This window comes from Corynebacterium hindlerae (assembly GCF_014117265.1).
GTDB classification, from domain to species: Bacteria; Actinomycetota; Actinomycetes; order Mycobacteriales; family Mycobacteriaceae; genus Corynebacterium; species Corynebacterium hindlerae.
In genome coordinates this window covers 1,872,208-1,891,267 of sequence record NZ_CP059833.1, presented here as the reverse complement: position 1 = coordinate 1,891,267, position 19,060 = coordinate 1,872,208, and the positions used below count along the sequence as shown (strand labels likewise).

The 19,060-nt window shown below is 57.8% G+C and carries 18 protein-coding genes and 1 pseudogene; 2 read left to right on the top strand and 17 right to left on the bottom strand.

Annotated elements, in window-relative coordinates:
• Positions 1 to 33: 33 nt before the first annotated feature.
• The 5 genes from HW450_RS09175 to HW450_RS09155 form a co-directional block, all read right to left on the bottom strand.
• Positions 34 to 864, bottom strand: coding sequence for a hypothetical protein (locus HW450_RS09175; protein WP_182385338.1), 831 nt, complete (start codon positions 862 to 864; stop codon positions 34 to 36).
• Between the two features lie 474 nt (positions 865 to 1,338).
• Complete coding sequence (purT, locus tag HW450_RS09170) at positions 1,339 to 2,541, bottom strand: formate-dependent phosphoribosylglycinamide formyltransferase (RefSeq protein WP_182385337.1); 1,203 nt, start codon at positions 2,539 to 2,541, stop codon at positions 1,339 to 1,341.
• A gap of 111 nt (positions 2,542 to 2,652) precedes the next feature.
• The gene (locus HW450_RS09165) at positions 2,653 to 4,842 is read right to left on the bottom strand and encodes a thioester domain-containing protein (RefSeq protein ID WP_182385336.1); all 2,190 of its coding nucleotides are present in this window, start codon (positions 4,840 to 4,842) and stop codon (positions 2,653 to 2,655) included.
• Between the two features lie 311 nt (positions 4,843 to 5,153).
• Entirely contained in the window at positions 5,154 to 6,443 is a 1,290-nt protein-coding gene (locus HW450_RS09160) for an adenylosuccinate synthase (protein ID WP_182385335.1), read from the bottom strand.
• Positions 6,444 to 6,528: 85 nt separating this feature from the next.
• Positions 6,529 to 7,671 carry an FUSC family protein gene (locus tag HW450_RS09155; protein WP_182385334.1) on the bottom strand — a complete coding sequence of 381 codons (1,143 nt, stop codon included), beginning with the start codon at positions 7,669 to 7,671 and terminating at the stop codon, positions 6,529 to 6,531.
• A gap of 36 nt (positions 7,672 to 7,707) precedes the next feature.
• Between HW450_RS09155 and HW450_RS09150 the strand changes: the two genes are divergently transcribed.
• Positions 7,708 to 8,484 (top strand): hypothetical protein, encoded by a 777-nt coding sequence (locus HW450_RS09150; RefSeq protein ID WP_182385333.1) that lies wholly within the window; start codon positions 7,708 to 7,710, stop codon positions 8,482 to 8,484.
• A gap of 213 nt (positions 8,485 to 8,697) precedes the next feature.
• Here HW450_RS09150 and fbaA read toward each other — a convergent pair whose 3' ends face one another.
• The 12 genes and pseudogenes from fbaA to HW450_RS09090 all read right to left on the bottom strand — a co-directional run bounded on the left by fbaA (position 8,698) and on the right by HW450_RS09090 (position 17,815).
• Positions 8,698 to 9,732, bottom strand: coding sequence for a class II fructose-bisphosphate aldolase (gene fbaA / locus HW450_RS09145; RefSeq protein WP_182385332.1), 1,035 nt, complete (start codon positions 9,730 to 9,732; stop codon positions 8,698 to 8,700).
• A 92-nt stretch (positions 9,733 to 9,824) separates the two neighbouring features.
• The gene (locus HW450_RS09140; RefSeq protein WP_407926230.1) at positions 9,825 to 10,622 is read right to left on the bottom strand and encodes an SGNH/GDSL hydrolase family protein; all 798 of its coding nucleotides are present in this window, start codon (positions 10,620 to 10,622) and stop codon (positions 9,825 to 9,827) included.
• Between the two features lie 2 nt (positions 10,623 to 10,624).
• Positions 10,625 to 11,791 carry a glycoside hydrolase family 76 protein gene (locus HW450_RS09135; protein WP_182385331.1) on the bottom strand — a complete coding sequence of 389 codons (1,167 nt, stop codon included), beginning with the start codon at positions 11,789 to 11,791 and terminating at the stop codon, positions 10,625 to 10,627.
• 13 nt (positions 11,792 to 11,804) lie between these two features.
• Positions 11,805 to 12,473: a TrmH family RNA methyltransferase gene (locus HW450_RS09130; protein WP_182385330.1), complete on the bottom strand. Its 669-nt coding sequence runs from the start codon at positions 12,471 to 12,473 to the stop codon at positions 11,805 to 11,807.
• Positions 12,457 to 12,987 carry an orotate phosphoribosyltransferase gene (pyrE, locus tag HW450_RS09125; RefSeq protein WP_182385329.1) on the bottom strand — a complete coding sequence of 177 codons (531 nt, stop codon included), beginning with the start codon at positions 12,985 to 12,987 and terminating at the stop codon, positions 12,457 to 12,459. Before pyrE ends, HW450_RS09130 begins: the two co-directional genes overlap by 17 nt.
• 11 nt (positions 12,988 to 12,998) lie before the next feature.
• Positions 12,999 to 14,069 (bottom strand): type III secretion system chaperone family protein, encoded by a 1,071-nt coding sequence (locus HW450_RS09120; protein WP_182385328.1) that lies wholly within the window; start codon positions 14,067 to 14,069, stop codon positions 12,999 to 13,001.
• 11 nt (positions 14,070 to 14,080) lie between these two features.
• On the bottom strand, positions 14,081 to 14,908 hold the full coding sequence (locus HW450_RS09115; RefSeq protein ID WP_182385327.1) for a sulfurtransferase: 828 nt from the start codon (positions 14,906 to 14,908) through the stop codon (positions 14,081 to 14,083).
• Between the two features lie 10 nt (positions 14,909 to 14,918).
• Positions 14,919 to 15,239, bottom strand: coding sequence for a branched-chain amino acid transporter permease (locus tag HW450_RS09110; protein WP_232843229.1), 321 nt, complete (start codon positions 15,237 to 15,239; stop codon positions 14,919 to 14,921).
• Positions 15,232 to 15,888 (bottom strand): AzlC family ABC transporter permease, encoded by a 657-nt coding sequence (locus HW450_RS09105; RefSeq protein WP_182385326.1) that lies wholly within the window; start codon positions 15,886 to 15,888, stop codon positions 15,232 to 15,234. The genes HW450_RS09110 and HW450_RS09105 overlap by 8 nt, the downstream gene beginning before the upstream one ends.
• A 702-nt stretch (positions 15,889 to 16,590) precedes the next feature.
• Positions 16,591 to 16,809 (bottom strand): integrase core domain-containing protein, encoded by a 219-nt coding sequence (locus HW450_RS09100; RefSeq protein ID WP_232843228.1) that lies wholly within the window; start codon positions 16,807 to 16,809, stop codon positions 16,591 to 16,593.
• Positions 16,782 to 17,513 (bottom strand): annotated as a pseudogene (locus HW450_RS09095) (IS3 family transposase); the annotation flags it as partial. The pseudogene HW450_RS09095 and the gene HW450_RS09100, both read right to left, overlap by 28 nt.
• Positions 17,514 to 17,527: 14 nt before the next feature.
• Complete coding sequence (locus tag HW450_RS09090; RefSeq protein WP_182384945.1) at positions 17,528 to 17,815, bottom strand: transposase; 288 nt, start codon at positions 17,813 to 17,815, stop codon at positions 17,528 to 17,530.
• A gap of 252 nt (positions 17,816 to 18,067) precedes the next feature.
• Here HW450_RS09090 and HW450_RS09085 point away from each other — a divergent pair, with 252 nt between their 5' ends.
• Positions 18,068 to 19,060 carry an aminoglycoside phosphotransferase family protein gene (locus HW450_RS09085; RefSeq protein WP_182385324.1) on the top strand — a complete coding sequence of 331 codons (993 nt, stop codon included), beginning with the start codon at positions 18,068 to 18,070 and terminating at the stop codon, positions 19,058 to 19,060.

Genomic DNA, 19,060 nt, shown 5'->3' with positions numbered 1-19,060 from the left:
CTAACCGATCATCAAGTTGTTTGGCTTAGGCGTTTATCGAGGGCGTCGTTGTAGTAGCTTCCGGACTTTGTGGATGAATTCGGATTCGCCTTGGACCATTGTTTTTAGTTCTTTTCGCCCTACGTGCAGAATGTGATATCCCGCGGCGAGAATCTTGTCATTGCGTTCTTTCTCTTCCGCCCATTTCTTCTCTTCACCAAAATCCGTGTACTTGGATTTTCCGTCGACTTCCACGACAAGCCATTCTTGAATAAGAAAGTCAACGCGACATCCTTCGATCTCGATCTGCAGGAAGAAATCGTGTATGCCAGCTTCGATAAGTTGTGCCCGGGCCCAGGATTCTAGTGGGCTTTCCGCTCTTGGGGATGCCAGTTCCATTGCCCGCCGAGCTTTGCTCACCCCAGGTAGGCGACGGAAGCGACTTAGTTGGGCGTCGATGCTTTCCATGTTCGTTTGCTGGGTATAAAGCACGTAGTCGATAGCCGCTAGGCCCTCAGCTAAAGTTCCAGTTCGCGCGATATCAATGACTGTTCTCCGGCCACGAGTAACTCTGACACCTTTGTGGATGGTCCAATCGTCGTCGTGAAGCTGCCAATGCCGATATTCCACACCCGTTTGCCAGCGCTTTCGCGACGGCGCGCACACCCCACCCGGCAAACACAACTCCACTGGGCCGTTGCGCAACACCGGAATTCCGGTTACACGCGCAGCAGCCTTACCGACGAGCACTGCCCGATACGCCGCCATCCCCACAGCAATCGCGCGGATTTCCTCTTGTTTCCACCACTGCTGACTCTCAAAATACTCTCGGTGAACTATGACCTCCGGCGTCAGCTCTATTGCATCCGGAAAATCGCGCCTCATTTCCAAGGCGCGAGCGTAGCTCAGCGCACGCAAATAACATAACTTCCCCGATATGAAATCCCCCGAATTCATGCCAATATCATGCTGCATTCAGCGATAGCTCGCAAGCCGACCGGCTTTCTCCCCGACATTACCCTCCCGAAGTTCGGGCTCGCCGCAGCGATTTTGGGGCAACCTCGGGGGCGTAATGTCGGGGTCAAGGCCCCGACCCACCAACCTCGGGGCCGTAATGTCGGGCTCAAAAACCAAGAAGCCGCAACATCCCCAGTCATCTCACCACCCTCAACAATCACACCATTGAGCCATGGTTAAGGCGCTACAAACTTCTCCCCGACATTACCCTCCCGAAATTCGGGCTCGTCGCAGCGATTTTGGGGCAACCTCGGGGCCGTAATGTCGGGGTCAAGGCCCCGACCCACCAACCTCGGGGCCGTAATGTCGGGGTCAAAAACCAAGAAGCCTCCAAGCCCGGCGCTATTCCATCACGCTGACGGCTGACGAAGCAGCGACTGCCCGTTCGCGCGCAGTCTCCACGTTTTCGCCGGTGGCGACGGCCACACCCATGCGTCGTTTTTCGCCGGCGGTTGGTTTGCCGAAGATGCGAATGTCGGATTCTGGGACGGCTAGCGCGTTAGCTACCCCAACGTACCGCACTGGCCCTTCGGAGGACCCGTAGATCACGGATGATGCGCCTGGGGATACGAGGGTGACATCGATCGGGAGCCCGAGAATGGCGCGGGCGTGGAGTTCGAATTCGGAGAATCGTTGGGAGGCGAGGGTGACGAGTCCGGTGTCGTGCGGACGCGGGGAAACTTCGGAGAAGTAGACGTCGTCGCCAGAGATGAAGAGCTCGACACCGAAGATGCCGCGGCCACCGAGGGCTCCGGTGATGCGGGCTGCGACGGAGCGGGCATTTTCGAGTGCGGTTTCAGTCATGGCCATCGGTTGCCAGGATTCCACGTAGTCGCCGTCGACTTGGCGGTGGCCGATGGGTTCGCAGAACCAGGTGGCGTCGTTGCCGGTGGCAGGGTCGATGGAACGGACTGTGAGGAGGGTGATTTCGTAGTCGAAATCGACGAAGCTTTCGATGATAACGCGGCCGGAGTCGACGCGCCCGCCGGACATGGCGTAGTCCCAGGCGGTGTCGATGTCGGCAGCCGAGCGAAGGACAGATTGGCCCTTGCCGGAAGAGCTCATCACTGGCTTAACGACGCACGGGTACCCAATATTCTCCACCGCTGACGCGAATTCTTCCTTCGTGGATGCGAATTCGTAAGCCGAGGTCGGTAGCCCCAGTTCTTCGGAGGCAAGTCGGCGGATGCCTTCCCGATTCATCGTCAGTTGGGTTGCTCGGGCGGTGGGGATGACCGTCGTCCCGCCTGCTTCGAGTTCTGCGAGCGCGTCGGTGGCAATCGCTTCGATCTCTGGGACGATGAACTGAGGGTTAATCTGATTAGCCAGTTCCTTCACTGCGTCCGGATTCGTCATGTCAATGACGTATGCGCGGTGCGCAACCTGGTGCGCCGGGGCGTTTTCATAGCGGTCAACAGCATGCACTTCGACGCCGAGGCGCTGCAGCGCGATAGTTACTTCTTTGCCGAGCTCTCCCGAGCCGAGGAGCATGACGCGGGTGGCGTTGTCTGTTAACGGGGTACCGATATTTTCAGGGGTGTACATGGTGCAATCATAATCCGGGAGCACTGCCGCATCGTGGTGACAGGCACTACTATCGCAAAAGCGGTGCCTCGGATCACCGAGCACACCGCTCTTACGACAACTAGCTAAGTACTAGCTTTCTTTACGACGCTTCGCCACAAAGTACAGGCCGAGAGCTAGCAGGAGCGCAGCAACTGCCGAAAGGCCTACAACGTTCGCGCCGGTCGATGCCAGCATCTTCTTCGCAGGAGTCTGCTGAGGCTGGACACCCTTCTGAGCAACTGGAGGCTCATTAGAAATGGAGTCCACTCGATCCTGGCGGTTCGGAACGGAAGGTGCCGGAACCACTATCGGGGCCTTGGTCGATGAGGAAGATGACCCCATATCGGAAGACGATGAACCGCCTTCCTTCAGTAGTGCCCACAGCCCGAGAGCACCAAGTACGTAACGCAGATCGAAGCCAGAGGCGGCCTGGACCGTGGTCGTTGTAGTGGTAGGAGCCGCCATCTCAGTGGTGGTCGTCTCGACCGTCGTTGGAACAACCACCTCAGTGGTAGTCGTTTCCGTGGTCACAACAGTGGTCGGTACAACAGTCGTTTCCGTCACCGTGGTAGGAACCGGGGTTTCTACCGTCGTCGTCACGGTAGTAGGAACCTCAGTGGTGCTCGTAACCGTCACTGGAACTTCCGTCGTCACCGTCACAGTGGTTTCCGAAGGAGTTGGCTCGCTCGTGGTAACGGAAGTGGAAGGAGTAGTGGTAGGTGACGGCTTGTCCACCATTACGACCTTGTTGTCTTCCGCATCTTCCAGCTTGTAGTGACCATCGCTGTCTTTGACACCAACCTGAACTTTTCCGTCACCAGCAACATGGAAGATGATGCTTTCCGCAACTTCGTAGCCCTGTGGCGCAGTGACCTCGGTGAGCTGATATACGCCTGGCTCCGCAGAGAACTCACGCGGCTTGTTTCCAGAAGTCCATTCCTCGATGAGTGCCGTTACTGGCTCATCCCAAGCAATACCAACCTTGGACAAGGTCATCTTCGCGCCAGCTAGCTCATCCTTCTGCCCCAACGCGACCTTCGAAAGCAAAACCTTGGTCAGTGGAGCTTGCTCCGCCTCGTTGATCACGGTCAGCTGATTCTTCTCCGCGACTGCAACCTTTACACTGTTGACCGTTTGCTGAACGTCAGAGGTGGACACCTCACCCTTAGCATTCACAGTGAACGTAATGTCGGAAACGACCTTGTATCCCTTAGGAGCTGCGGTTTCCTTGAAGACATACTCGCCTGGAGCGACGCTAATCCGGTGTGGCTTATCAGTGGATACCCATGAGTCGACCTTAGAACCGTCAGACTTCTTCAACACAGTGATCTGCGCACCAGGAAGCTCCGTGCCATTCAGATCGACCTTAGAAATTTCAATATCGTGATTCGCCACAGACTCTTCTTTTTTGGTCCACTCGACAGTCCGGGTAAGTGGAGTCTTTTGTTCGGAATAGGTCACGATGGTGGTTTGCTGACGAACGTTATCCTTCACTGCATGAACGATCGCGCCACCCACACCGGCGTTAGGCACCTCGAGATCAAATTTTACCGAGGAGACGTTCTGGTCCACCTTCACGTAGAACTCTTCACCGCTACGAACTGTGTTGCCATCTTTGTCTACGAGAGACTGCCCCGCGCCAAGCTTCACGGAAAACTCTGATGCTCCGCCAGTGATTTGGAATTGGAACGGGCCTACAACGCCGTCCTTTTCAACGACTTTTTCTTCGTTAACCTGGACAATATCGACGCGCTTAGAACCAATGTTTTTCTCGCCAACTAGGTAATCATAGAGCTTCTTTTGCCCTTCCTGCAGCGCGGACAGTTCCTGGCGGGCATTAGTAAACTTAATTTCTTTGAGGCTGTACCCGTCGGTAAAGCGCCAAATAGCAGCTTGTGTTTGAGCGATAGCGCTCTTCTCGTTTAGTTCACCCGATTTGGCACCGATGGTGTTAGCCAAAGATTCAAGGGACACTGCCGGATAGCTATTTTCTACAATCCAATTAACTTTGTCCGCATATTTCACAAACTGGTTGTTGCCAGCAAAATTGCTCCAGGAAGTAAATTTGCCATCGACACTCGCTGAGACATCGATGCGAACATCAGCCTCGACACAATAGGACTGACCATTGAAGCTTTCGCTAACAAGTTTGAAGAGCTGCGTTTCTCTACTTTTACCGTCTTCAGAAACGATCTCGTAGCCCTGCTTCCCCGAAGACACCTTTACGCCGTCGTCAATACGGGGCTCTGCCGCATTCGCACCCGACAATGAAACGAACATTGCAGGGACCAAAACCAAAATGGCCGTCAAAAGCGCCACAAGCTTCCTGCGCACTTGCCACCCACCAACTAGGGCCATATCTCACCTCTCCAATTGCGTGCCCTAGCTAGGTCGATCAACACATGTGGGATCGCGTTTTCTATTAGTTAGGACACAGCTTCAAACCTAGTTAGCCAAGGGGAAAAGAACCTTCCCACCCCTTGTCACTTCACTAGAAAATTATTGACAGGTGAATAATAGACCCCTTAATCAAGTTTACAAAATTCTTAGAAGGATATATGGATATGATTAAGGGCACATGGTTCAGGGTGCTAGTCAGCCATCACATCATGGCGAACGATGGTTTGGTCGCGACCAGGTCCAACGCCAATGTAGGAAATCTGGCAGCCGGAGAGTTCTTCCAGGCGAAGCACGTAGTCCTTTGCCTTCTGTGGCAGATCCTCGAAGGTTTTGCAGCCGGTGATGTCTTCATCCCAGGCTGGCATGGTTTCGTAGATCGGGGTGGCGTGGTGGAAGTCGGACTGGGTCATTGGCATTTCGTCGAAGCGGACCCCGTCTACGTCGTAGGCGACGCAGATTGGGATTTCGCCGATGCCGGTGAGCACGTCCAGCTTGGTCAGGAACAGGTCGGTGAAGCCGTTGACGCGGGAGGCGTAGCGGGCAATCACGGAGTCGTACCATCCGCAACGACGCTTGCGTCCGGTGTTCACACCAATCTCGCCACCGGTGGTCTGCAGGTACTCGCCCCACTTGTCAAACAGCTCGGTTGGGAATGGGCCGGCGCCAACGCGGGTGGTGTAGGCCTTGATGATGCCCATGGAGTGGGTGATGCGGGTCGGGCCAATACCGGAGCCCACGCACGCACCACCTGCGGTGGGGTTGGAGGAGGTCACGAACGGGTAGGTACCGTGGTCCACGTCGAGCATGGTGGCCTGGCCGCCCTCCATGAGGACGTGCTTTCCCTCATCCAGCGCCTTGTTCAGTTCCAGCTCAGTTTCGATGACCATCGGGCGCAGGCGGTCCGCGTAGGACAGGAAGTACTGCACGGTTTCTTCCGCAAGGATGGCCTTGCGGTTGTACATCTTCACCAGCATCTGGTTCTTCACGTCCAGTGCGGATTCGATCTTTTGGCGCAGGATGGACTCATCGAAGATGTCCTGCACTCGGATACCGACGCGGGCAACCTTGTCAGCGTAGGTTGGGCCAATGCCACGACCTGTGGTGCCGATGGCGCGCTTGCCCAGGAAGCGTTCCTGAACTCGGTCCAGCACCTGGTGGTATGGGGCCACCACGTGTGCGTTAGCGGAGATACGCAGGCGGGAAGCGTCGCAGCCACGCGCGATGAGGCCGTCCATTTCCTCGAACAGGGCCTCGAGGTTGATCACAACACCGTTGCCAAGCACTGGAGTAGCGTTCTCCGAGAGTACACCAGCTGGCAGGAGCTTGAGTTCATACTTTTCCCCGCCAACCACCACGGTATGGCCAGCGTTGTTGCCACCATTGGGTTTGACTACGTAGTCAACTACACCGCCGAGGATATCTGTGGCTTTACCTTTGCCTTCATCGCCCCACTGGGCGCCGACAATCACGATTGCAGCCATGTCACGTCACTTCCGATCAACTCGAGTAGCCCCGGCGTGCTGCGGGGCAAAAGACGTTAACTAATTCTACATGCCACAAGGGTTTTCACGAACCATTTCCCCAAACTTCCGGGGGCATCCCTGGGTTGTCTGAAGTCGGAACGAGCGCCGCAACAGCAGACTGGCGCGATAGACCGCACACTTGCAGCAGATCCACGATCAAGGAGCGCGTTTGGCCGACGATCATGATGCCGGACAGCGTCGCAGGATCCGCAATGTCGGGGTGGGCCTGCGCTGCTAGTTTCCGCAGCCGCACCGTAAGCTTCGGGATCTCGGGGGACAGCGCAGCATCCGATTTTTGCCAAAACACCTCTGACAGCTCATGCATGATCTCGGAAAGCTCGGCCAGGATTTCCAGTTGGCGCGAGGAGACGGTGGAATGGTCGTCGAGAAGCACGCCCGCACGGCGCACCAGCACGCGGGTGTTGCGCATGGCATTATCGACGGGCCCCAGCACCCGCAAAATGGAGCGCAACTCGCGACGCTGCTTCCACATAATCGGCGAGGTCTTCACCACCTCCTTGCCGGTGTGAGCCGCGGCAATCATCGTGTTAATCGCCGCCTGCGAGCTGCGCGCCCGTTCAAGCACGTCAGAAACTTGGCGACCGTCCCGGGCAGAAAGGGCCTCCACCAGCTCTTCCATCACCGCAGCGATCGTCGACAGGATCTTAGCGATTTCACGACGCCCATCCTTCAAAGGCGATTTCGGGATCAGCCCCATCATCACCACACCAATGACTCCACCGATTAGGGCGTCAAACATACGCTCCGGCCCGCCAGCCGTGCCCGGCGGAAAAATCGTCGCGATCAGCACCGACGCGAACGCCGCCTGATTCGCCGCCAGCACTCCCTTATCAATGAACATCACCGCGGTCACCGACACGATCACGCCCACCGCGATCTGCCACACACCAGTGCCCACGTAGTAAATGAGGATGTCGCCCAGCCCAACGCCAACAGCCACGCCGAGCACCAGCTCAATGGAACGACGTACCCGATCCCCGCCCTGCGTCGAAAGCACAATGATCGTGGCCATCGGCGCGAAAAACGGCTGCGGGTGTCCAAACACACGCAAACTTACCCAATACGCCAGGCCTGCCGTGATTCCGAGCTGCAAAATATAAGGCCACGACACCGCCACGCGCTGCGCGCCTTCGCGTAACCTACCGAATGCTTGTTGCCTTATCACACCGCGAGTCTAACCGCTTCGGTAGATTAAAGAACCATGCAACTGCTCTCCATCGACTGTGGCAACAGCAACTTCCCCTCCGATATTCGCCTCCCGGACGTCCCGTCCCAGCGCGACCTGAAGTTCTTGGAAGGGATCGCCCGCAGCGCGCTCCCCGAAGACCCCACCCCGTCCCTGGATGACATTCAACGCCAGCCCGATGTGAAACCCCTCGGCGCCCCGCAGCCAGCACCACAGCAACCACTTCGCGACGTCCGCCTCGTCGTCATCGGCTCCGACGCCGCCCTCTCCGCAGTCCTCACCCGACTCATGCGCCAAGATGACATGTGGATCCAGGTCGGATTCGTCCCCACCAGCCCCTCAGTTGTCGCCCAGAACTGGGGGCTGCCTAAGGACGCGTGGGAGTTCGCCACCCAAGCAGCAGCGAAACCCGCTCCCCTCATCCGCGACGACGCCGGCATCGCCGTCGCAGGATCCGCCACCATCACCGAGTGGGACAACGCTGAACTCGTGGGCGAAATAATCGTTGACGACCACGTGCTGCTCCACAGCGAACAACAAATTAACAACTTCGGGGCCCGCCTCGTCCCCACATCAGGCGCACCCGGAATCGCCGCCGTCAAACGCATCAACCCCCGCCCGCGGCTATTTAAAAAAGAATACGACCCGGCCACGCTGGCAACAGGACGGGCGCTGCAGGTCGGCGGACAGAACGTGCGCGTGCTTGTCGACGGCATATCCCGCAAACGCCCCGTCGAACGAGCAACCTTCTACCGGCACCTCCGCGACGCCCAACTAGTAATGGGGGCTTAGGAAAAATGATAGGGATTTGTTGCTCGGGGCAAATCCCTATCCCTGACCAGCCTGGGCCTGCGATCAAGCAGCCAGGTGTGGCTGGGCGACGAAATCGAGCGTACGGATGGGACGATTTCGCCGTGAAAAATCCCATTCGTACGCCAAATTCTGTTACTAAATTTAAAATCCCCCTCCCTCACACAATGAGGGAAGGGGATACCGAAGAACCTGTTACTTGGAAACGGTGGTTCCTACGGAGTGCAGGTCCTGGCAAGCTTCGATGATGCGCTCAGCCATGGACTGCTCTGCCTTCTTCAGGTAGGAGCGTGGGTCGTAGACCTTCTTGTTGCCGACTTCGCCGTCGATCTTCAGGACGCCGTCGAAGTTGGAGAACATGTGTGCTGCGACTGGGCGGGTGAACGCGTACTGGGTGTCAGTGTCGACGTTCATCTTGATCACGCCGTAGCGCAGGGCTTCTTCGATCTTTTCCTTCTCGGAGCCGGAACCGCCGTGGAAGACGAAGTCGAATGGGAGGGCGTCGTCGCCGAGGCCGAGCTTCTTGCGGGCTACCTGCTGGCCTTCGAGGAGGACCTCTGGGCGCAGCTTCACGTTGCCTGGCTTATACACGCCGTGCACGTTACCGAAGGTAGCGGCCAGCATGTAGCGGCCGTTTTCGCCGGTGCCGAGGGCGTCGATGGTCTTTTCAAAGTCCTCAGGAGAGGTGTAGAGGTTAGCGCCAGCCTTGGCCTCAACGCCGTCTTCTTCGCCACCGACAACACCGATCTCAACCTCGAGGATGATGTTGGCGGCCTTAGCCTTAGCCAGGAGCTCCTGTGCGATCTCGAGGTTCTCATCGATTGGCACAGCGGAGCCGTCCCACATGTGGGACTGGAACAGAGGCAGCTCACCGCGGTCGACGCGTTCCTGAGAGATTGCCATCAGTGGGCGAACGTACTCGTCCAGAACTTCCTTCTGGCAGTGGTCAGTGTGCAGCGCAACGTTGATTCCGTAGTGCTTAGCAGCCTCGTGAGCGAAGGCAGCCAGTGCAACAGCGCCGGCAACCTTGTTCTTCACAGCCAGACCGGAGCCGAACTCAGCGCCACCGGTGGAGAACTGGATAATGCCGTCAGACTCTGCCTCAGCAAAACCCTTGAGAGCAGCGTTGATAGTTTCGGAAGACGTGCAGTTGATCGCAGGGTAGGCGTAGCCACCCTTCTTTGCGCGATCCAGCATCTCGTTGTAGACCTCAGGAGTTGCAATAGGCATAGTCTAGGACCTCCAAGTTGGGGAAAATTTACCTGCCCTCAATTATGCCTGTGTTTGCGGCGTTTCGCCGTGGCACACAAATTTGGAGGGTGTCACAGCCCCAGTTGATCCACCACCATATGCGCCATCTCACGATGCCCACGCTCGTTAATGTGGAACGGCATGTGAGCCACCGGGCCGGTGGTATCAATAAGTGCCGACACGTACCGCACGTCGTCGGGTGAGCACATGCCGTTTCCAGGAGTTTGACTGCGGACATCAACAAAACCGATGCCCGTGCGACGAGCCAGCTCACGTTGCATCTCCTGGGCTTGCGATTCCATGTCGGCAACCTGGACTGCGGGAACAGGCCCGGGAGCTCCCGGTATGACGCGGGCGAGGCACAGCTGCCCGTTACTCGTAATGCTCGGATAGCCAATCATCGTGATGGTCGCCTGAGGAGCGCGCTCCCGAATGCGGGCGATGTGCCAACTCATGCCGTCTAGATAGGCTTCCGGGCCAAAGCCACTCCACGTGTCGTTAAATCCTTGGGTAATCCACACGTGGGTTGTGTTGGGATCTATTGCGGGAAGGGCTGCGTCAACCTGGTCAGCAAATGCCGTTTTCAGGAACGGCCCACCAATGTTGACCTGTGAACCGGCGCAAGAGAAATTCCGGGCTTCCAATCCAGCCTGCCGCGCTGCTTGTTCGGCGTAGCTCTCAGCAGACCGCGGGCACTGCCCACCGCCACGCAGGCGATTAACAACGACATCCCCCGCCCACGGGTCCGCCACCATAGAATCGCCCAAAATAATGACATTGCGCTGCTGTGCAGGGGTGGCACTAGCGTGCGGGCTAGCAACGCCCATCCCTACCAAGGCCGCCAGCAGTATGGCACTCAACTTCCGCACTTTTATGAACTCCCTCCAGCGACCTTCGCCGCGGCTTCCAACAACATCCAGCCGGACAGTTGGACTGATAGATCCCGCTCCGGGACAAACGAACCGAGCACTGCCCCACCAATGGAGCCTCTATACGTGCTGGTGGTGGGGACTTGTGCGTCTTTGGTCCAGTCGGAGGGAAATACCGGAAGGCCGTCGATCTCTAGCCGGTGGTTCCACAGCGATGTCGCTGACTGCAGGACCAGGCGAGTGGCTTTCTTCTTGGTCTCCCGGCTCGCGGCCGAGTCGCCTGGCAGACGCAGCGCCACATCTGCGAGATAGCGCACGAGAATACCCTTGAAAAGGCCACCGTCACCGCCGGTGGTGAGGCAGTTGATGACGCCGTCTGGCGTGGCCAAGTTATTTTCCACCGCCACCACGAGCTCGCGGATACGAGCAATGTAGGCGTATGCGTCGTGTGCGCGTTCGGCGTCGTCAAGCGAGGCGACGTCGGTGACGCCCTGGTCGGCGAGCATGCGGTCGGCAATCTCCAGGCAGGCGCCCATCATGACACCTTGGCAATACGGGTGAATCGCCCGTACGAGCTCTGGGCCGTGCATGCGCATCCTCATGCCATCCATGACCAGGCCGTTTTCGTCAATGAGGTTGTCGAAGACCCAGTCGGTGAGGGTGCACGCTTGTGCCAATCTGCCGGAGCGGGCCATCATGATCGCCGCTGGGCCATTGGTGGGGACGTTGTAGAAGGTTTCGTTGGTGCGCCACGGCAGCACTCCGGTCAACGTATCGATGCCAGCAACGATGTTGTTTTCCAGCGCCCGCAGTGCCTTGTTCCGCGCAGAAGTGTGCCACCTACCGACGGCTAGTGCCAGCCACGACTTATCGTCGTAATAACGATTGACGGTCCAACCGCGAATGTTGCGGATGCGGATGCCACGCATGGTTTCCTTGATCCGCCGTTTGCGTTGAATAGTGGGTCGGCGCAGCGCCGCATCGATCTGGCAGTCCAGGTAGTGGGCTTGCCACCAGTAGTGCCAGTGGACGAAAAACTCGTCTTTGGTGCTCGGCGGCCAGCTGACCACGCCGAGATTCGTGCGGGGGATTCCCCAAAGTTTCCGCGCATGCCGATCAGTGATGGCTGCCTCAGCCAAATCTGCACGATGCGACCACTTTTCTTGCACCTTACTCTGCCCCTTACCAAGCGTTGTTCAGGTCGGCGTGCTGCCGGATCCACGCGTGCATCGCAATGCCGGCAGCGACACCAGCATTGATTGACCGCGTGGAACCAAACTGCGCGATCGAGCACGTCATCAGTGCCCCATCCCGCGCAGCTTGCGTCACCCCTGGACCTTCCTGACCAAAGAGTAACAAGCATTCCCGCGGAAGGTTGGCTGTTTCGAGCGGAACCGAACCTGGGGTGTTGTCGATCGCCACGATCGTGAGCCCCTGCAGACGCGCCCAGCTGATCAGGTCATCAACAGTGTCGTGGTGCATCAGGTACTGGTAGCGGTCCGTGACCATCGCCCCGCGCCGGTTCCACCGCTTTTTGCCCACAATGTGGACAGTGTCCACGGCAAAGGCGTTCGCGGTGCGCACCACGGTGCCGATGTTGGCGTCGTGCTCGAAGTTTTCGATGGCGATGTGCAGCGGGTGCCGACGCGTATCGATGTCCGCCACGATCGCCTGCCGCGTCCAGTAGCGGTAGGCGTCCACCACGTTGCGCTTATCGCCCTGTTCTAGCAGCTCCGGATCATAACGTGGGTCGGTCGGCCAGTCGCCTTCCCAGGGTCCCACGCCGATGCGCGCCTCAAACCACTCGGTGGGCCCTTTATTAGAGTCGGCGTTGTTAGAGTCCAAGGTCATCCAAGCCCAGCAGGTAGCGGTATTCCAGGCCTTCGGCAGCAATGACATCGCCGGCGCCGGTGTTGCGATCCACCACGGTAGCCACACCGACGACTTCGGCACCTGCCTCGCGCAGCGCCTTCACAGCAGTCAACGGCGAGTTACCGGTTGTGGTGGTGTCCTCTACCACCAACACTTTCTGACCTGCTACGTTGAAGCCTTCGATGCGACGCTGCATGCCGTGCTTCTTGGCTTCCTTGCGCACCACGAAGGCGTGAATCTCACGGCCATCGGCGTGCATCACGGAGGTCGCGACTGGGTCTGCACCCAAGGTTAGTCCGCCTACTGCCGCGTAGTCCCAGTCGGCAGTGAGTTCGCGTAGCAGTTCGCCGATCAGGCGGGAGGCCTGTGCGTGCAGCGTCGCGCGGCGCAGGTCAACGTAGTAGTCGGCTTCTTTGCCAGACGAGAGGGTCACCTTGCCGTGCACGACGGCGAGTTCTTTCACCAGTTCAGCAAGCTGCTGCTTCTTATCCATGCTGTGTCTCCTTAGAAGATTGTTGGGTTGTTATCGCGGCGTACCACGCGGGTGCCATCGCTGTCGGGCACCTCGGATGGTCCCTCAGCGATTGCCCCTACTTCGTCTGCGCCGACCGGCCGGGCTTCAACCACTCCGTGGGCGGCGTGGCGCGCGCGGGTCGGCATCTCAACGGGCTCTTCCGAGCGGGGCATCCGCACCAGGTCTGCTTCCGCAGGCTTATCGACGGCCGTAGCCTCCCCCACCGGTCGGGTCTTCATAACGATGTCCAAGTTACGGACAGCCCGGGGTGGCAGTACCCGGAATGCATCCGCGAGCAGCGCCAACGGTTCGATCATCTGATCCCAATCCTCTGAATGCGAGGATTTGGTGGTTTGGGCCAGCACCCAATCCGATTCCGCCCACACCGCGGTCACAGCCTCGGGCATGGCGGCGAGGGAGGCGATCACTCGCTCGTCGATGACGCGTTCCGCCGCACCATAGTCGTTGGAGAGAATCTCAAATCCGGATGTTTGGGTGACGGGGAGAAGGTCGTCTGAGTCGTCGTCAAGCAGCACGCCCACCCTGCGGGCGTCTACCACCACGTCGCTGGCGGCGCTGCGTCGCATCGCCATGACCGGGATGGTGTCGAGGTCCACCAGGTACATCTCGTAGTCCACGCCCAGGGTGTTCACCACACCGGAAACCACCTCGCGGGGCGACACTCCGGAGGCTGCCGCGCCACGTGACCACTCGTCCGTGAGATACATGTCGGATTTGGAGAAGCCGAAGCCTCGATCAGCGGCCCACGCTTTACGCTCGCGACGTCCGCCACCAGGCAGCTTGATGGCTACATGCTTAGTTTCTTTCGGTTCGGGTTCCGGTTCGGGCTCGGGTTCTGGTTTTGGTGCCGGCTCCGGTTCTGGTTCTGGCTCGGGCAAGAATTCCGGCTCGGGATCCCCTTCCAGCACTGGCTCTAGTTCTTCAACTACCTCAAGCTGGCGTTCCTCCACCGCCTCAGGGGCTTGCCGCTGCGGACGGGTGATCCACAACAGCACGCCTGAGACGGCGAATAGGACTAAAGCTGCAAGAATAAACCACACATCGAGTTAGTTTAGTCCACGCGCACCACTGGATTACTCTGGTCTGCCGCCCACTGCGACCAACCGCCAACAAACAACGCCGCACCTGGCATGTCCGCATGGTGCATGGCTGCGATCATTTGGGAGGAGTGCAGGCCGGAACCGGAGTACACGATGACGTTTTCGCCAGAGGTGACGCCCACGGCGTCGAAAAGCTGGCGAATTTCCTGCGGGGTTTTGAAGGTGTAATCCTCGTTGAGCAGTTCGCCACTGGGCAGGTTGATGGCGCCCGGGATGTGGCCGGCTTTGAGGTCGAGGGATTCCTTTTGGCCGGAGAAGCGGGAGCGCTCACGGCAGTCGATGAGGATGCCCTTGTGGTTTTTCACTTCCTCCAGGGTCGCGGTGGGAAGCTGCCCAATGTTCGGCCGGATCGTGGACGTTGCCGGAAAATTCCCTGGGCCGCCAACAACGGGCTGGCCGGCCCTTTCCCACGCGTCGATGCCGCCGTCCAGAATACGGACATTGTCAATCCCAGCCCAAGTGAGGATCCACCACGCTCGCGCCGCGAGAAGCCCTTTGCTGTGGTCATACACCACGACGGCGCTTTCCGCATTGAGCCCCATCTTGACGAACCAGCGTTGCAGCTGGTCAGTATTCGGGAGCGGGTTGCGCCCCTCCTGGCTGGAAGGGATATCAGCCAAGGCCAGGGAAGCATCACAAAACATGGAATTCGGAATGTGCTCGGCCTGGAACCTGGACAGGCTCGCGCCCTCGCCAGGCTCCCACACAGACGCGATGATCGAGGTCTTCTTCGAGCCGCGTACACGTTGCAATAACTCATCAGCAGTGATGGTGATCATGGCTGCCAGTCTAGGCAAGGCCGGTCGAGAGCGCGACGCAAGCGATCGTGCCCGCCACGATGGACAGCACCGCGTTACGCCGCCACAGGTGCACCCCCGCTGTCACCGCCAAGCCGACGCCATATCCCACATTTACGTGCGTCGGGCCCCAACCAACCCCATGCAGGCAATAAAGCAACAAAATGATCATCGCGCCCTGTGGCATCCACCGCCCGAAATTCTCCAAAAACGGGGATCCTGACAGCTTTGCCTTAATCGCGAACGGCAGCGCCCGGAGCATAAAAGTCACCGCCACCGCCGTGCCGACGGCCATAAAGAAGTAACTATCCACGGCTGTGCCTCACCACCAACGATCCAGCGAACAGGAGCATCGCCACCAGCATCATGTTTTGGTGGCCCGCCACCATGCCAATTCCTGCCGCCCCAGCAGCCAACAGCGCCCCCACCTTGTCTTTCCGCAATTGCCACGAGTCCAACGCCAAGACGGCAAACAGCGCGATGAGCAGGAAGTCGAGGCCGTGCACGTCGCCTAGTAGTTGGGCTCCGCCAAGAGCACCGACCAAGCTGCCGCCCGCCCAGCTCGCATGGAGGCCGACATGCACCCACCACATGGTCTTCGGATCCCGCTCGGTGATGTTCAGCGCAAAGGCTTCATCGACCATGCAAAACATGATGTACCACTTCCGGAGCTTGCCCTTGAATAATTCAAGCGGGTAGGTCAGTCCGTAAAACAAGTGCCGGAAATTCACCAGGAACGTCGTCACCGCGATCGTTACTAACGGTGAATGAGCAGAAATAAGGCCGATGAGGATGAACTCCATCGACCCCGCCAGGACCGTCGCCGAGATCAAGAACGCCGCCCACCACGGGAAACCCAGATTGGTCGCGAGGACTCCAAAGCCGAGCCCCAAGACGAAGATCCCAAACCAGACGACGCCGGCTTTGGTGAGTGCTGTTCTGAATGCCGTGATCGCCAACATATTGGAGCATTGTAATTTTTGCTCCCGGCACTCGCTGCAGAGGGTTACACAAATTTAGTAACAATAGCCTCGACCTCAATGCGGATAATTCGTCAAATCGGCCAAAATATAGTTCCAAACAACTTTAAAGATCGTTCCCAAAAGAGACAATTGACCCTTTTCTTAGAAAATCAAGCCGGATCGGCCACCATTTGTTTTACTGATCGTTTTTAAAGATTCAGCTCCAGGATGGGGGCACCCTGAAGCGTCATCAATTCAACTAAGGGGCTCAAATCAACACTCATCACGAAACCCAGAATCAATACATTTCCAGCTCAAACAAATTTTTCTCTGCGCGAGATGAGGGAATAGAAATTACCACTGAAGTTAATACCGACTACTACTGACAAAAATCATGCCGTTATCGTCATTCGTTAATATCGCCCAGCTAGTCGATTATTATTCAATGCCCGGAAAGGACGAGAACCGAAATTCATCCCTTGAAACCCTGAGTCGACTCTGCCAGTGTCGGTGGTGCGGGAGGCAAGCAACAGTTAACCGCAACACCCCACCAAATACACTCGGGCGAAAGCGCTCGGGCCTCTACTGAAAGGAAGTACGGCATGTTCGAAAACATGAACCTCAAGGAAGCAAACGCAATCGCTGCAACCGATATTGTGGGCTGTGTCAAGTTTTGTTGACGGTTAGACCCGTTTGTTTTGGTTAGGCTGCAAGGGCCTCGGGGAGTAATTCGGGGCTGGGGGTCAGGAAATCGGCCATCGCCTCAGCGGGAATGAGGCCGGTCGCACTATGGCGGCGCTGTCGGTTGTAATACGTCTCAATCCACGACAGTGTCTCTAGGCGGGCGTGCTGCTTGGAATCGAATTGTTTGCGCTCATGCAGCAGGTGAAGTTTCAGCGTGGAAAAGAAGGATTCCGCCACCGCATTGTCCCAGCACACGCCAACAGAGCCGACAGACAAGCGAACGTCGTGATCTTCGATGCGCTGTCCGCGGAACAGCTGGTGTACTGACTGCCTCTATCCGAGTGGAATATCGCATCACCAGCAACGAAGCCTCGATCATGGGCCATGGTCAAGGCATCCACCACAAGCTTCGAGCGCATGGAATCGGCCATCGACCAGCCCACCACCATCCGGGTGCCCAGATCCATGACTGTGGCCAGGTACATCCAGCCTTCACGGGTGCGCAGGTACGTAATATCTCCGCACAAGACCGTGGTGGGCACTGGGGGATAAAACATCCGCCGCAGGTAGTCTTTGCGCAGGTCAGCGTCAGGATCCGCAATGGTGGTGCGTACCTTCTTGCGTCGGTACTTCGTGACTAAATTGTTCTGCGCCATGATGGTGCGCACCGCGTACAACGTGGTGTCAATACCTTCAGCGACCAGGTCAGCAAAAATGGTGCGAGCACCGGCAAACCCTTTGTGCTTGGTCGTGAAAAGCTCTGTGACGCGGGCACTGATGGCAAGCCTGCGCCCCCTGGGAGAAGATGCAGCCACAGGGGTGTGGTGGCGTTTCTTCCAGGCGTAGTAGCCGGCTCTGCTGACGTTAAGGACGCGTGCCATCATGGTGACCGAGTATCTGGGCTTGGTCGTGCCTTCTTTGTCGAAGTGGTAGATGACGCGGAAGAAGTCGTCTTCTACTGCTCCTTGGCAAAGAAGGCGCTGACTTTTTTTAAGAACTCGTTTTCAAGCTCCAGCTCCCGGATTCGTTTGGTCATTTCAGCTGGGTCTTGGGAGTTGGGGTCTGCTTTGCGCAGGTGAGAGCCGCGGCCGGTGCCTTGGGTGCCTTTGGCTTTGGCCACCCACCGGCCCAGAGCTGAGGAGGAGATCCCGTACTCGGCAGCGACTTCCTCGCGTGTCTTGCCCAACACGAGAACCGCATCCACGCACTGCTGTTGAAATTCTTTTGGATAAGCCTTCGGCATAATCACACATCCTTGTCGTTGAGGGTTTCACCGTCAACAAGAATCATGACAGCTCATTGCGAACACCGCAGCCACGGTGGACTCCCCGACCACCATCCCTTGCGGCATCACTATCTCAATCACCTTGGGCTGCTAGACCAGAATACCCAAGGGTTGCTTAGTGCCTCCTGGATTCGTACACACCGCGGTACGAATCCAGGAGGCATTTTACTAGTTACTCCATTGTTTTCGACCTGAAACTGGTGATGCCCAATGACTACATTCGCTCCACCCCTTAGCCCGCTAGCACGCCTTTGGCACGACGGTGATATCGTACCCAAGCATCCACGCGTTAGGTTTAGCTCTGTTGACACAGTTCCGGTAGTCATCCACCGACGTAGTCGCGAGCTCACAGCTAATGGCCCCGCCGACGACGAAACCCAGCGTCTGCGCTTCCTAGCCAATAACGCACCTCAGTCCCATGTACTGGACGTGGAAGAAGAGTTCTACCTGTGCCGGTATGTCGATGGTACCTGTTTTGACGAAGTGACTTTGACGCCCCATCTTATTGAACTGATCGCAGAGGAGTTCATCCAGCTCTGGCGGCTTGAAACTGCGAGCACTCCCATTCCGAAAGCCAGCCGTGAGCGTCCCATAGTCGAGCCACTAGGCTTCCAACATCTCGCTGCCACCCCGCTAAAAGCCCTCAATATCGGCCACCAGTACCGCGAGTTGGTGCAGACAGCGCAGTCACTAGTGCGCCGGACCAGCACCCCCCAGCGATTCGTTCACGGCGACCTCAAGCTAGACAACCTGATTAAATCCGAAAACAATGAGATCAGTCTCATCGACTGGGAGTGTAGCGGCATCGGCTGCCCAGAGGAGGACATGGGGAACTTCCTGGCCAGCGTCATATTCTACGCCCTCGCCCGCTCCACCTGGGCCGCGATGACACGCCCCAACCTCACCACCGAGGAAGGAAACCCGTCCGCTGAAGCTCACTTCCAACACGAAGTAACTACGGCGATGCGTGAAACTCAGGAGCTTTCTGCCCGATTCCTCTCCGTGTTGAACTCCTGCGGGATGTCCGTCGACAAGCCAGCGCTGAGCGGTGCCGTCTTCCTCTCACTTATGTGCCGGCTTCAGGGCGCAATCATCGCCGGTTCGGCCCCAACAACGGTCGCGGTGGTGGAGACGTCATTGTCCACCATCGCCACTTCGGGATTGCCCACCTTTGGTGCCTGGTTGGAAGGACAACAGACTTAA

Bases quoted from the DNA above. Each gene is read 5' to 3' on its own strand.
- HW450_RS09090 (WP_182384945.1), bottom strand. From the start codon at position 17,815: ATGCCGAAGGCTTATCCAAAAGAATTTCAACAGCAGTGCGTGGATGCG.
- HW450_RS09165 (WP_182385336.1), bottom strand. From the start codon at position 4,842: ATGTTCGTTTCATTGTCGGGTGCGAATGCGGCAGAGCCCCGTATTGAC.
- HW450_RS09160 (WP_182385335.1), bottom strand. From the start codon at position 6,443: ATGGCTGCAATCGTGATTGTCGGCGCCCAGTGGGGCGATGAAGGCAAA.
- pyrE (WP_182385329.1), bottom strand. From the start codon at position 12,987: ATGGATAAGAAGCAGCAGCTTGCTGAACTGGTGAAAGAACTCGCCGTC.
- HW450_RS09085 (WP_182385324.1), top strand. From the start codon at position 18,068: ATGACTACATTCGCTCCACCCCTTAGCCCGCTAGCACGCCTTTGGCAC.
- HW450_RS09150 (WP_182385333.1), top strand. From the start codon at position 7,708: ATGCAACTGCTCTCCATCGACTGTGGCAACAGCAACTTCCCCTCCGAT.
- purT (WP_182385337.1), bottom strand. From the start codon at position 2,541: ATGTACACCCCTGAAAATATCGGTACCCCGTTAACAGACAACGCCACC.
- HW450_RS09175 (WP_182385338.1), bottom strand. From the start codon at position 864: ATGAGGCGCGATTTTCCGGATGCAATAGAGCTGACGCCGGAGGTCATA.
- HW450_RS09115 (WP_182385327.1), bottom strand. From the start codon at position 14,908: ATGATCACCATCACTGCTGATGAGTTATTGCAACGTGTACGCGGCTCG.
- HW450_RS09105 (WP_182385326.1), bottom strand. From the start codon at position 15,888: ATGTTGGCGATCACGGCATTCAGAACAGCACTCACCAAAGCCGGCGTC.
- fbaA (WP_182385332.1), bottom strand. From the start codon at position 9,732: ATGCCTATTGCAACTCCTGAGGTCTACAACGAGATGCTGGATCGCGCA.
- HW450_RS09130 (WP_182385330.1), bottom strand. From the start codon at position 12,473: ATGACCTTGGACTCTAACAACGCCGACTCTAATAAAGGGCCCACCGAG.